Source organism: Prosthecobacter dejongeii (assembly GCF_014203045.1).
Lineage (GTDB): Bacteria > Verrucomicrobiota > Verrucomicrobiia > Verrucomicrobiales > Verrucomicrobiaceae > Prosthecobacter > Prosthecobacter dejongeii.
The window spans coordinates 24,701-38,225 of sequence record NZ_JACHIF010000008.1 but is presented as its reverse complement, the minus strand read 5'-3'; the positions used below and the strand labels follow the sequence as shown (position 1 = coordinate 38,225).

Genomic DNA, 13,525 nt, shown 5'->3' with positions numbered 1-13,525 from the left:
TGCAAGGTGTGCTTTTTCCGAGGTTGCCAGTTGGAGGGAAAGAAGTCCTGCGCTATTCCCATATTCCTTCCCCATCTTTCCGTGGACGCCTCCACCAGCCGCAGCAAGCTCGCCCTCCTTTTCTTTTGCACTGCCATGCCCATGGGTATGTGGAATGTGCCCTTGGCGAATATTTATACCGCTTATGGCCGCGGTCACCTTGTTCCTTGGGTCTTGGCCACCACGGCCCTCGCGGCCTTTATCTCTCCCCTTTTTGTCGGGGCCCTGGCAGATCAGAAACTGTCTCCCACCCTGCTGCTCCGCTGGCTGGCGCTGGCCACGGGGGCGGCGCTAGCACTGACCTGCACCTCTCTCTCACTTGGCTGGAGTGATTCTCTTGTGCTCCTTTGCGCCCAGGTCCAGGCGCTCGTCGCCACCCCCGTCTGGAGCATCGCCGGCAGCATCGTCTTATCCCAGCTTCACAATCCCAAAGTTCAGTTCGGCCCCCTGCGTGCCTGCGCCACTTTTGGCTGGATGGCAGGCTGCTGGATGGTCTCACTGGTGCTCCATGCCGATGAATCCCTCGTCGCTGGATACACAGCAGCAGCGCTCTGGCTCGTGGTCATGGGCCTCTCCTGGATGCTCCCCCTCATTCACCCAGCAGACATTCAGGAAAAACGCAGCTTTAGGCAGATCTTAGGCCTGGATGCACTCGATCTCCTCCGGCACCGCGATCACCGCGTCGTCTTCATCACCGCCGCCCTTTACAGCATCCCGCTCGCTGCCTTTTACCCCTATACTGCGCGGCATCTGAAGGATCTCGGCATTCAAAACATCTCCGCAGTCATCTCGCTAGCCCAGACGACGGAGGTCATCACCATGCTCATGCTGGCGGGAGTTCTCGCTCGGTTTCGCCTCAAATGGGTATTTCTCAGTGGCATCGGCATCTGCGTCTTCCGCTATGCCCTCAACGCGCTCGACACTCAAAATTGGATCATGGTGGGCACCACCCTGCACGGGCTTGCCTACACCCTCTACTTCATCACCACCCAAATTTATTTAGAAGAGCGTATTGACCGCAAATGGCGTGTTCGGGCGCAGGCCTTGCTATATCTCCTCATGAGCGGTGTGGGGAACCTCATCGGCTACCTCGGCGGTGGCTGGTGGTATGCTACCTGTACCTACAGTGGCATCACAGACTGGCCCCGCTTCTGGTTAGGCGAAACAGCCCTCACTGCCGCCGTCTGCCTCTTCTTTGCCTTCGCTTATCGAGGCATCAAGACGGCGAAGCCGAAGGTTTAAAGCCACCGCCAAATTTATGATCGCGCCCTAAAAACGATTCTTTGCGAGCCCGGAAATAACAAAACCAAAAAAGAGCGATTTCCATCGTTTAACCTTCGTATGTGCTGCATGATGGTTCGCTTGGTCACCTTTTCTTTATTTTGTGTCGCCGCTAGCGTGCTAGCATTGGAGACACAGGTGGCGTTTCGTGAGGCCCCTCATAAATATCTGGAACATCAGCCAGATGACCGCTTCTCTCGGTTGCAAAAACAGATCGAAAAAGGGGAGGTGAAGCTGGATACAACGGATGACAAGACCTTCCTGACTAGCATCCTAAAAGCGCTAGACATCCCCATTTCATCTCAGCTTCTAGTCTTTTCCGCCAGTTCTCTGCAAAGTGAAATCATCAATCCAAGAAACCCCCGTGCGCTGTATTTCAATGAAGATACTTACGTGGGATTCGTCCCCGGGGGGAAGGTGGAAATCATCGCCATGGATCCAGAGATGGGGGCCATGTTTTACATCTTTGAGAAACTCAGGCCGGGCGGCAGCCCACCGCCCATGATGCGGTCGGACAAATGTTTCAACTGCCATGCCGGCAACGCGACTCGGCGTGTTCCAGGGCTGATCGCCGAATCTCTCCTTCCCATGCTCAGTGGCGCTAGTTTAGAGACTTACCGCCGCGACGAGCAGGGGCACCAGATCCCTTTGGAAAAGCGCTTTGGGGGCTGGCACCTGACGGGCCAGCATCATCTCAAAGACAGCCTGGCCAACATGATGGGTCGAACGAGTGCCTCTCGTGGTTTTGAAAAAACCCGCATTGAACCAGGGCAGATGTCTGACCTCAGTCTCCACCTTCTGTCCACCAGCGATATCCTCCCTCACCTCGTGCATGAACACCAACTGGGCTTTGAAAACCGCATCTTCCATGCGGCCTACGTCATGCGCCAACTCTTGGCCGATGGACGCGGTAGCCTCCCCATGAAAGCCAAACCCGAGATGGAAGAGCTAGCGGAGGAACTTGCCCGTTATATTCTCTTTGTGGATGAAGCCAAACTGCCCCAACAAGGCATCGAAGGGGATGCAGACTTTATCCGTGAATTTCAGCGTAACAAAAAGCCCGTCAGCGCAGGTCCATCTCTCAAGGATTTAGATCTGAAGAACCGCATTTTTAAATACCGCTGCAGTTACATGCTCTATACCGACTCTTGGCAAAAACTGCCCTCCATTCTACGAGAGCGAGTCTATTTCAAAATGGCCGAGGGTTTGCGGGATCAAAATCCTAATCCCGCATACGCGCACCTTCCGCCGGAAGAAAAACGCGCCATCCGCCTCATTCTGAAGGAAACCCTCCCTGGGCTGCCCTCCTGGTGGCGGTAAGCTGACGATTCCGTGCACGATTCAACGTTTCGCTTCGTAATGAAAACAAATCACCCTGATTGGGAATAAATCTCCCGATCTTGCGTCTGAATGCTGTGCACGGCAGCCCTTCTGTGAAGGAAACCGTGCAATGACCAAACCGATAAACCTAACCAACGAACATCCTATGAAGAAACTGCTCGCTCTTGCACTCTCCCTCATCGCCGCCTCCGCCATGGCCGCTGAGTATCCAGACATCAGCATCTCCGACCTGAAGACCGCCATCGCGGAGAAGAAAGTTACCGTCATTGATGTCAATGGCACTGACTCCTACGTCGCTGGCCGCGTGCCTACGGCAGTGGACTTCGAAGCCAAAGGTGGTGAACTCGAAAAAGTCCTTCCTTCTGACAAAAACGCCCTTGTTGTTGCTTATTGCGGCGGACCTAGCTGCAACGCCTACAAAGCTGCTGCAAAGAAGGCCACCGCCCTGGGTTACACCAACGTCAAGCATCTTTCCGCCGGCATCTCTGGCTGGAAAAAGGCTGGCGAAACCCTGGAGAAGTAATTCTTTGACCTGATTCACGCCGGGGTGCTGGACAAACCAGTATCCCGGCGTTTTTATATCCTACTTATTCTTGCCCCTCATGAAAAAAATCTTTTTGGCACTCTCTCTTCTCATGACTGCGGCCATCAACGCCGCAGATGCCCCCAAAGCCGTCACCTATGAAGGCCAGATCACTGGCGTCGTCTGCGCTTCTTGCAAAGCCCATATCACGGCCGCTCTGAGCCAGAAACTGACTGATGTAGTCAGTGTGGACGTAAAAGCTGGCGAGACGCCCGACACGCAGAAACTCATCGTGGTAGCTCACAATGAGAGCATCACCAAAGAAAGTGCCACCGAAGCCCTGGGCACTTATTCGAAGAACTATCAAATCCTCAGTCTGGCTAAAAAGTAAGAAAGTGCTGATCTTCTCAATTTAAAAAGGGCCGCTTTTCAGCGGCTCTTTTTCGTTTTTAGCTCTTGAGACAGCTCAGTGCGTTAAGTCACAGGTGGAGTTTGAGGACGGTATTGAATGACCGCACCTGCCCCGCCGGAAAAGGCACCTCCAAGTCGGGGCTGAATCTCCCCTTCAGGTAAAACCCAGATAGGATGTATTTTGCGTGCCGCCTTAAATCTCACCCAAAATCGTAGTGCCAAAAATAGACCGACCACAGCGGCCAGACTGAGCAGGCTGGTCACAACAACTGCGGCCAGTCCTTCACCAAATGGCAGCGCAAAAAGAGAACTGGAAGGGTCATCGCCGACCGAGGTAGCGACCTCGGTCAATTGTGCAGCAGCCCTGCTTGTGAGTGCTTCAGACCCCATGGCTGGGAGTGACTTCTCCAACCAAAAAAGACGCGTTGAAAGCCTAACGGCAAAGCGTTGTAGCTGCTGTTCGGCATCAGTAACCTCCTGTGCATCATCAATGCAGTCTTGCGCCATCTCCGCCAGACTGGCCAGTGAACTCGTCTTGGAAACCAAAGGGCTCACCATAAATCGCGCACGCCAGGGTTCCCCAAGGGGATAAATAGCGAGACAGATCTCACGATCCGTCCCCAACCGCGCAATGAGCGGATTAAGAGAGGCCATGGATGCAAGTTTTTGATCCCGGTCCAGCACCAAAATGTAAAGCCGGATGCGACATTCACTGGCATGGAACTGCATCAAGCGTTCTAAATCTAACAAAGGCATCTCCGTGACAAGTGACTGAGGATTGATCAAATACTCATTCACGGGAGAGTTTTTCAATGAATCCAGAACAAAAGTCGGAACATCCCGGAGGGCCAGACTTGGCGTGGGATGCGCGGCAGTGACCTCTTTCGGTACATTTAGAAGCCCACCTTTTAAGAAAAGGGATAAATCATGCGAATTCAAATCCGCCTCATTCAATAGCAGCGGAGGCGATTTAAGAATGCCTGGATCTTGGAGAAAAAAGCCATCGTTGACGTCCCCCCCTGTGTTTCCGGGAAGTAGGTTTGAAAACTGGCTTCCCGGCGTCGCCTGAGGGGGCGCAACCGCCTCTCTTTCCCATGTTGGCAAGGGAGGTTCCTGGTTGGCCTGAAGACTCGTATTGAAAAGATAAACCACCCCCATGGCTGCTGACAGCCAGCCATTTAAAACTTTGAATAAGGAGTTCATCCGACTAAGATTTATGGCTCGGCCTTGCGGGGCGGTGCGCCGCTCTTAATGTTTGCAATCCGAGTCCGTCCAGGCCATGCGGGTTCGGTGTCAGAGAATTCCCTGGCAGCGAGCGTGTTGCGACGGACTTCAGCTTTTTTCCAAAATCATTCACAATCCGTTCGATTCCAAGTCCATAACGGTGGCGACTGAGAGGTCCCTGGGCACGGATAAGCAACTGGTTGAGCTCCCCTTCTGTCACGTGAGCCTCCAAAGCATACCCTAAAGTCAAGGAGGCCACGGAACGTTGAGTATCAATCACTAATGCACAACCAAAGTCATTTCGCTTAGCCATTTGCTGGGTGTGAAATGCCCCATGGTTGATCAACCAAAAACCCAAGTCTCTCGACGTGATCATTTGAGGCATCGCCCCCAGATACACGGCAAAAAAACACTGGGGGAAACGGCGCTCAAATTCGTCGAGAATGATCTCTACATGCCGCTGTTCTTTCAGACTGAGGACACTCAAATGGTCGGTCAATCGCTCTAACCGCACCCACTCAGCTCCCAAAATGGAACGGATGGCCAGGGTGCTAAATCGGCATTGCCCACACTCTTTTGCATCAACTGCAAGAGGGGCAGAGCAATGCGGACAATTCATACTTTTAATAAAATCTAAAAATCAATCGGAGCAATATAATTCTCTTTAGAGTTAGATTGTTCACGAAAAAAGTGTTTACACTCTATCCACGCTGTGATTCAAATCCCTTTAGACATGGTCCGTTTAATGCGCTGAGCCGCTTTGACCGATTCCCCCCAGCATTGCCCATCATGAGAAAACACCATTTATTCACCCTGGTAGCTCTTGCTTCCCTAACTTTGCAATCCCAGGCTAAATGGAGCCGACTGCCGTCTGTGGATGAAAAACCAGTGAGTATCGCTGGCATCCTTGCTGGCACGACGGTGTATGACTCCAAAGGGCTGAACCCAGCCAATGCCTTGCTCATGGGAGATCCTGTGAAACCTGTGAACCTCGCGGCAGGTAAGAGCGAAGCAGTACTCAAGTTCGCCAAGCAGTCTGTGGTTAAAAGCGTTTCTTTTGTCAATGATGGCATCGAGGGGAAAGTGGCCCTCTCCACCAGCACGGATGGCAATGCCTGGAGCCCCGTGGACAACGAAGTATTCTCTCCTTCAGATCGCGTCATCAAACTAGATGGCGGGGCAGCTCAAGGTCGCTTTTTGAGAATGCAGTTTGACCTCGTCCGTGGTGGTGTAATCCGCAGCTTTCAGGCTATCGGCACAAGCACGGATGCCAACTACACGGTAACGCAGAATGCCGACGGCACTGGAGCACCCGTTAACTTTGCCGCAGGCATCGGCGGTGGTCGCCTTCTTTACATCAGCCCAGAGCTTTTTGGTTCCCGCAACGATGCCGTCAAAAGCAACGTGTTGGAGTTTCCAGAATCTGATGAGAAATACCGCACGGCTGTGTATGACCTCGGCCAGGTCCGCACCCTGAATGAGTTTGGCTCTGTCCACTCCCCGCGCCCAGTGCGTTTCTCTGTGTACGCCTTTGATACCCTTCCTGAGAAAGAAGACTGGCGTGGTCGCTTGGCTTTTGACCCCACAGTTTTCGACGCTGCCGAGCCTGTGGCCAAGGCTGAAGACGTTTCTGGTTCTGGTTTTGTGAAAGCTAAGCCCGGCAAAGCTATCAAATCCCGCTACATCGCCCTGCGCTGGGAGCCGGACTTCAACCCACCTGCTTTTACCTCTTACTCTGTTTCTATCACGGGTGCGGCCAATGTGGTCTTCAGCGGCACGGGTGTTACGGTCAAAACCACCACGGATTCTAAAGGTAACGTGGTGACCACGGTGGAAGCAAATGGCCAGATCAATCTGACCATCACTGTGGATGCCAACGGGAATGTGACCGTGACCGGCAGTGATGCGGGCCCTGGCGCTAACGGTCCTTCTGTGGACGTCAATGGTGAGAGTGATACCGCAGAGACTGGTGAGGCGGCCACCATCAATGGTGTGACCATAGGTGCGCCGAGTGCGAACGGGGCGGGTTTATCTGGACCGCAAAACTCCAATAATGCGAGTGGGGGAAACTGATTTCTCCCCCTGAAAGTCTCAAATTTTAAAAATGCGGAGTCGTCAAGACTCCGCATTTTTTGTGTCTGAATGAGGTCAAAGAGGCCGCTCAAAGGCCTTGATTTTCGAAAGGCTGGACCAATGCAGATCTGTGGAAAGACGATGCATCAATGATCTTGGCAACCGCCACAGACGTTCTTTAATAACCATTGCTATGAGTACCTCCGTTTACGACTCACCTGTGTTTCACATGGCCTGCCATCAATTTGATCTGGTAGCCGACTTTCTCGAAATTCCAGAGAGCCTTCGCGATCGCCTCAAAATGCCACGCCGTGCACTGACGGTTTCCATCCCCGTTCGGCGTGATGACGGCACCACCACCGTCTTTACTGGATATCGTGTCCAGCATCATTTGACCCTCGGCCCTACCAAAGGGGGCATTCGCTTCCATCCAGATGTCACCATGGGCGAAGTTGCCGCATTAGCCATGTGGATGAGTTGGAAGTGTGCTCTGACGGGGCTGCCGTATGGTGGAGCCAAAGGAGGCGTCTGCTGTGACCCGAGTCAGCTTTCCATCGGTGAACTTGAGCGTCTCACACGGCGCTACACGCAGGAACTGATTCCGTTCATTGGCCCACAACTCGATGTACCCGCCCCAGATATGGGGACAAATGAGCAGGTCATGGCCTGGATCATGGATACGTATTCCCTCCAGATCGGCCACTGCGTGCCCGGTGTGGTCACAGGTAAACCCGTCGGCTTGGGCGGTTCTCTAGGCCGACGTGAATCCACAGGGAGGGGGGTCGCCTACCTCATTTCCCGGGCCATGGATACCCTTGGCATCCGCGCGGAAGGTGCCACAGCCGTGGTGCAAGGATACGGAAACGTCGGCTCTGTGGCTGCCTCTTCCTTGGCTAAGCAAGGCGTCAAAATCCTGGCTGTGAGTGATGCCTACGGTGGCATCCACAATGCAGCCGGACTGGATTTACAGGCACTCAATACGTATGTGGCCCAGACGAAAAGCGTGGTGGGATTTCCCGGCGCTGAACCTGTAAGCAATGCCGAGCTCTTATTGATTCCCTGCGACGTTCTCATCCCAGCCGCGCTGGAACGCCAAATCACCGGAGAAAACGCCAGCAAAATTCAATGCCGCATCCTGGCTGAGGGTGCCAATGGACCCACAACACCAGAGGCAGATTTGATTCTTGAACAACGCCCAGAAATTTTCCTGATCCCAGATATCCTCTGCAACAGTGGAGGCGTCATTGTTTCTTACTTTGAGTGGGTGCAGGATCTGCAAAGTTTCTTTTGGGGCGAGGGCGAAGTCATGGACAAGCTCTACCGAATCCTTGAGCAGGCTTTCAATCAAACACTGCAATTGCATCGCAAACGCGCAGTCTCCATGCGATTCGCTGCGCTGAGTCTAGGAATCAAGCGTGTTTGGGAAGCTAAACAGACCCGAGGCCTTTATCCTTAAAACGGAGCTTTCGAGTTGGAACAGACTGAGATTTTCTTCGGTCTGTTCTTCTTTCTCAGGAAAACGATTTTCGCAGGTGGCTAGGCAAGATGCCCAGTGCCTCGCGATATTTGGCGACGGTACGGCGGGCGACTTTGATGCCTTGTTTATCGAGCAATTTGGCCAACTTATCATCGCTCAAAGGCTTGGCTTTGGCCTCGGTCTTGATGAGATCGGCGATGGCGTTCTTCACACTTGTGTTGCTAAGGTCTTCGCCAGAATCAGTCTTGACGCCATGGCTGAAAAAAAACTTCAGCTCAAACACCCCATAGGGTGTGGCCATGTATTTGCCTGAAATTGCACGGCTAACCGTCGTTTCATGCACGCCTACTTCATCCGCCACCTGGGCCATATTCAGCGGGCGTAAAAAACTGGTGCCCTTCTCCAAAAACTCCCGCTGATGAGCCAAGATCTGCGTGGCGATTTTGTGGATCGTCTGCTGACGTTGGTGGATGGAGCGGATGAGAAACTTGCCACTGCGAATTTTGTCGCGGATGTAGTTGCGCACCTCACCACTGCTGCTGGCTTGCCCCAGCAGATCCTTATAAGCATTGCTGAGACGCAGGCTAGGCAGGTCGTCATTGTTCATCACAGGCACCCAGTCCCCCCCTTGCCTTTCGACGATGATGTCAGGGCTGACATAGTTATTGCTGCTGGGATTGAATCGGGAAGCAGGACGTGGATCCAGGGTGCTGATGAAATCCGCAGCACGAGAAACCTGTTCCAAAGGCACACCCAGTTTACGGGCCAGAATCGGGTAGCGTTTGTTCGCCAAGTCTTCCAGGTGCTGCTCCACCAGGCGATGAGCGAGGCTGTGTTTTTTACCCAAGCGTTCAAGCTGCACGATCAAACATTCCCGAAGGTCGTCCGAGCCAACCCCAACAGGATCAAAAGACATCAGCACTGCTTTCGCAGCATGAAGATCATCAATCGGAATGCCTTGCAGCAAACTCATGTCTTCGACGGAGGAATTTAAAAAACCACGATCATCCAAACTGCCGATGAGAAATTCGACATTGGTGACCAAAGTGGCATTGGCAATTTCAGCAGTGCGCAATTGCGTTACCAAATGCTCTTGAAGCGTGGTGGGTGCCACGATGGAGTCCATGAGGAATTGCCAGCGCTCTTGATCCTCTGCAGACCTATTTGTCGTCTGCATCCGGCTTTGCGCCCAGTATTCACGCCACTCTTCATCCATCTGAGACATGACATCGAGTTCATCTCGATCGCCCCCATCACGATCATCAGGATCATCTGGCACAGCATCATCGAGAGAGACTTCAGGGGCCTCTAGCTCCAAGACAGGATTGATCTCAATCTCCTGCTGGATGATCTGCCTCAGCTCCAGAGTCGGGGCCTGCAGAATCTGCAGGCTCTGCTGCATCTGGGGTCCGATGGCGAGCTTTTGGGTCTGAGTTTGGTAAAGTCCTTGATCTGCCATGGTTGGTTGGCGGCACCCCTTTCACTGGCGCACATCACTATCAAGCAGAGATCGGGCCAAAAGAAACTTTTCTTGGCATTTCGTGAGAAAAAGTAAAAGTGGCACGATAAAACCATCGGCCTCCTTTCAGCCTCGGCTCCTTTCCGACTTATCGCTTTACTGCACCACTGGGAAAAACAGCTCCCGTGACAGCCCCCTCGCAATCCAGGATCACCACCGCCGCTTCACCCGAGGGTAAGGAACGATGCTGAAGAAGTAGCCTTGCCACGTAGAGGCTCCCCCACTCGGTTTCTCTTTCCAGGAATCGCGCCAAAGGCGTCTCGCTAGGAACCAAACTCAAACACTGTACTGAACCATCCGCACTGCCTTGCAAGTTGAGCACCAGATGCCCGGACCGCACGTCTTCAGATAGCTCCAGCGCATGACTTCGCCGCAGCACCACATGATACCAACCCGGTTGATCTGATTTCTTCTCCAAAAACTGGGCTAAACGGTGCTCGTGAGACTCTGCAAACAGTGGCCAGTCCAACAAAAATCCTCCATCCTCCTGCGGAACCAACCGCATTAAAGCGCCCGCTTTGGGATTCTTATCCGTCATCACCTGAAACAAAGGTACTTCCTCCTGCCCAGGCAGTGTCCGGGGCATGACTTCAAAAGGCTTCAGCGCCTTCAACTTCGGTGAATCCCTGCCAAAAAACTCTTGGAGATCCACTTGATGCTCATCCCCCTGAGCAACGGCGGAGGCCCTTTTTTCCAGTGTGGCCGATTCCAGGAGTAGCTTCAGCAGCCGCTCACTGGCCTTTCCCGCAGCCACAAGATCCAGCGGTGGCGCATTCCGCACTGGCGGTGCTAGACCAGGGGTCAAGGGTAATTCAGCCCGGCGGATCTCCGGCTCAGGTGCGGGAACTGGCGGAGGGACTAGGGGAGGCTTAAGAGCAGCCTCAGGTGCCTTCTCTGACTTCTCCACCTCATTCGGCTTTTCAGGGGCTTTAAACTCCACCGCCAAAGGCGGCTGCGCATTTTGCCAGAGCAGCCAACCGCCAAAACTGAGGATCAGCACCAAAAAAAGCCCCAGAGGCACATTGCGCTCATCCCTGCGCGGCTGCCAGGCAGGCCCTGCCTCGTATTCAGGCGGAGTCGAAGGTGCCACCATCTGGGAGAATGGGACTGTTGAAGGGCCTGGATCAGGCCCCCAAGGCGTAGGAGGAACATCTGTAGGCAATCCTAAAGAACCTGGAAATGGTGAGGGGGCTGTGGAGGGGCCTCCATCCGCTGGCGGCATCAAGAAAGTCGGCACTTGAGCAGTTGCCTCCACTCCAGGCGACCTAGCCACTCCGAACGGTGAAGACGACGCCGTAGGTGGTGGCGACCACCCTGGAGATGCCGCAGGTGCGGGGGGAAAAAGCAGCGACTGCTGGGGACTGAAAAGGGGCGGCTGCTCAGGCGCACGCGGCCATGCGGGCGGCTGCGCCGGAGAAGCTGGAGTGACAGTGGCAGGTGCAGTCCCTGGAAAAGCCATGGATTGCAACGGACGCGCCGGGATCACCCGCCTTTGAATGGGCAAGCTCGTCACCGGCTGTGTCCCCGCACTGGATGCCACCGTGTATGATTCCCGGGGCGCACTGCGCGCACAGTGAGGACAGGTCACCATGGCCCCTGCTTGTTGAGGCAGAGAGAGGAAAGGACGCGTGCAAGCTGGGCAGCGCAGACTGACGACACCATTGACCATGTGGAACCCACTATGACGCAATTTACGTTTTCTGCCAGCATTCGGTTGATCCACTGACCAACCTCCCCCTCAAGAAGTGCGCCCGCCCGGATTCGAACCGAGAACCAAGGGATTATGAGTCCCCTGCTCTAACCGTTGAGCTACAAGCGCCTTAATTGAGATGGTGTTTAGATCGTTTCAGAATCAAATGCAACAGGGGAGGTTTTGTGCGGCATATTTCGCTTCGGTTCCTGGGCTTTAGTCAAGGGGCCGGAGATCTCCATGCTTTTTCAGGGGTTCAGCATCCAGGTCACGGGGGCGCTTGGGCGGTGGGGTGACTTCGGGTTCCTCACTAGCTTCGCGGCTCAAGGTGCGGGAATAAACCTGACTGAATTCAGCGCCAAAAAGTAGCAGGCAGGAAGCGTAGTAAACCCACAGTAGCATGAGTACCAGAGAGCCTGCAGCCCCATAACTGGAGGCCACACTCTCGCGCCCAAGATAATAACTGAGCCCGTGTTTACCCACCTCAAACAGCACAGATGTCAGCATGGCCGCTACCCAGACGTCTTTCCACAGCACTGCGACATCTGGGAGGATTTTGAAAATGATGGCAAACAACACCGTGACAAGGAGGAAGGATATAATGACCCCAAAGATGCTCCACACCTCTAAAGGCACCCCAAAGGCATAACTGACATATTTGCTCAGGGCAGCCACGGCGGTGCTGAGGACGAGCGAGATAAGGAGGAGAAAACCGATCACCAAAACCATGCCAAAACTCAGCAACCGGGTCATGACGAAATTCATGACGCCTTTCCACTTCGTCTCCTTCACTCCCCAGATGAGATTTAAGGCATCTTTAAGCTGAGCAAAGACGCTGGATGCCCCAACCAAAAGGATGACAAAACCCGTCCCTGCATTCAGCCAACCTTGCCCAGGTCGAGCCGCACTTTCGACCAACCCCTGTACGGAACTTGCCATGCGGTCTCCCACATAGTTCTGAAGTTGAGACTCCAACTGCCCACGCACAGCCTCTTCCCCAAACACCAATCCCGCGATGCTAACTGCGATGATGAGCAGCGGAGCCATGGAAAAAATGGAGTAATAGGCCAATGCGGCGCTGAGCATGAGAGCACCATCTTCAATCCAATTATCCACCGTTTGATACAGCAGATTGAAGATTCGATTTCGGGTAAGCCACTTCCAAGTCATTCTCAGGGTATCGGTCTTGGTGACTTCTTTGGCCCTCTGCATCTTTAGATATCAGCGGGGAATCTTTGTGACCTCAAGTCAACTGTAGCTAGACAGAAGAGGTCGCTCATGATGTCATGCAGCTATGAGAAATACCCCACCTCCGCGCCTGCTTCCCTTGTTCTTATTCAATGCTGGCTACATGGCGGCTGCGGTGGCGGCCTCCATGATCAAGGGGAACCGCGAGTTCATCTTTTACATCGTCATCATGTGCATCCTCATTGGGGTGATGGCGCTGGTGCATCGCCGTGTAGGACTGAGCACGCCTTTACTTTGGGCCCTTTCTCTTTGGGGCATGATGCACATGGCTGGAGGACTGGTTCCGGTGCCTGAGGGGTGGTCTTTCCAAGGACAGCATGGTGTGCTGTACAGCCTATGGCTAATCCCTGAAAAACTGAAGTACGATCAAATCGTCCATGCCTATGGATTTGGCATCACCACGTGGTTATGTTGGCATGCTTTGAGCACCTCTCTCAGAAAAGCTTGGCAGGTGGAGTTGCCACCGACTTTTGGCATGCTGACGCTCTGTGCTGCCGCTGGGGTGGGTTTTGGCGCCTTGAACGAGGTCATTGAATTCGTCGCCGTTCTCACCATCCCCAACACGAACGTAGGGGGTTATGAAAATACGGGGTGGGATCTAGTGGCCAACTTGATCGGCGCCACCGTGGCAGCCATCTGGATCCGATTGCGCTCTCCTGTAAAGCTCTAGAATCAATGCCCACCCGGCCTGCGATGATA

11 protein-coding genes and 1 tRNA gene are annotated in these 13,525 nt (G+C 53.8%); 7 read left to right on the top strand and 5 right to left on the bottom strand.

Annotation, left to right across the window (positions count from 1 at the left end):
* The first annotated feature begins 81 nt into the window (after positions 1-81).
* The 4 genes from HNQ64_RS17265 (at position 82) to HNQ64_RS17250 (ending at position 3,575) form a co-directional block, all read left to right on the top strand.
* Positions 82-1,281: an MFS transporter gene (locus HNQ64_RS17265; RefSeq protein WP_184210923.1), complete on the top strand. Its 1,200-nt coding sequence runs from the start codon at positions 82-84 to the stop codon at positions 1,279-1,281.
* Between the two features lie 108 nt (positions 1,282-1,389).
* Positions 1,390-2,640: a hypothetical protein gene (locus tag HNQ64_RS17260; RefSeq protein ID WP_184210921.1), complete on the top strand. Its 1,251-nt coding sequence runs from the start codon at positions 1,390-1,392 to the stop codon at positions 2,638-2,640.
* A gap of 166 nt (positions 2,641-2,806) precedes the next feature.
* Complete coding sequence (locus HNQ64_RS17255) at positions 2,807-3,184, top strand: rhodanese-like domain-containing protein (RefSeq protein ID WP_184210919.1); 378 nt, start codon at positions 2,807-2,809, stop codon at positions 3,182-3,184.
* A 79-nt stretch (positions 3,185-3,263) separates the two neighbouring features.
* Complete coding sequence (locus HNQ64_RS17250) at positions 3,264-3,575, top strand: hypothetical protein (protein WP_184210917.1); 312 nt, start codon at positions 3,264-3,266, stop codon at positions 3,573-3,575.
* A gap of 83 nt (positions 3,576-3,658) precedes the next feature.
* Here HNQ64_RS17250 and HNQ64_RS17245 read toward each other — a convergent pair whose 3' ends face one another.
* Complete coding sequence (locus HNQ64_RS17245; RefSeq protein WP_184210915.1) at positions 3,659-4,408, bottom strand: hypothetical protein; 750 nt, start codon at positions 4,406-4,408, stop codon at positions 3,659-3,661.
* A 1,200-nt stretch (positions 4,409-5,608) separates the two neighbouring features.
* On the opposite strand from HNQ64_RS17245, the gene HNQ64_RS17240 reads away from it, so the two are divergent.
* Both HNQ64_RS17240 and HNQ64_RS17235 read left to right on the top strand, forming a co-directional pair.
* Positions 5,609-6,892 carry a hypothetical protein gene (locus HNQ64_RS17240; protein WP_184210913.1) on the top strand — a complete coding sequence of 428 codons (1,284 nt, stop codon included), beginning with the start codon at positions 5,609-5,611 and terminating at the stop codon, positions 6,890-6,892.
* Between the two features lie 193 nt (positions 6,893-7,085).
* Positions 7,086-8,348 (top strand): Glu/Leu/Phe/Val family dehydrogenase, encoded by a 1,263-nt coding sequence (locus tag HNQ64_RS17235; protein ID WP_246431095.1) that lies wholly within the window; start codon positions 7,086-7,088, stop codon positions 8,346-8,348.
* A 55-nt stretch (positions 8,349-8,403) separates the two neighbouring features.
* Here HNQ64_RS17235 and rpoN read toward each other — a convergent pair whose 3' ends face one another.
* The 4 genes from rpoN to HNQ64_RS17215 form a co-directional block, all read right to left on the bottom strand.
* Positions 8,404-9,828 (bottom strand): RNA polymerase factor sigma-54, encoded by a 1,425-nt coding sequence (rpoN, locus tag HNQ64_RS17230; RefSeq protein WP_184210911.1) that lies wholly within the window; start codon positions 9,826-9,828, stop codon positions 8,404-8,406.
* Positions 9,829-9,976: 148 nt separating this feature from the next.
* Entirely contained in the window at positions 9,977-10,981 is a 1,005-nt protein-coding gene (locus HNQ64_RS17225; RefSeq protein ID WP_184210909.1) for a hypothetical protein, read from the bottom strand.
* Positions 10,982-11,634: 653 nt separating this feature from the next.
* Positions 11,635-11,707 (bottom strand) — tRNA-Ile (locus tag HNQ64_RS17220).
* Positions 11,708-11,794: 87 nt separating this feature from the next.
* Entirely contained in the window at positions 11,795-12,790 is a 996-nt protein-coding gene (locus HNQ64_RS17215) for a YihY/virulence factor BrkB family protein (RefSeq protein ID WP_221305484.1), read from the bottom strand.
* A gap of 82 nt (positions 12,791-12,872) precedes the next feature.
* Between HNQ64_RS17215 and HNQ64_RS17210 the strand changes: the two genes are divergently transcribed.
* Positions 12,873-13,496, top strand: a complete 624-nt coding sequence (locus HNQ64_RS17210; protein WP_184210907.1) for a DUF2238 domain-containing protein — start codon at positions 12,873-12,875, stop codon at positions 13,494-13,496.
* Positions 13,497-13,525 lie beyond the last annotated feature (29 nt).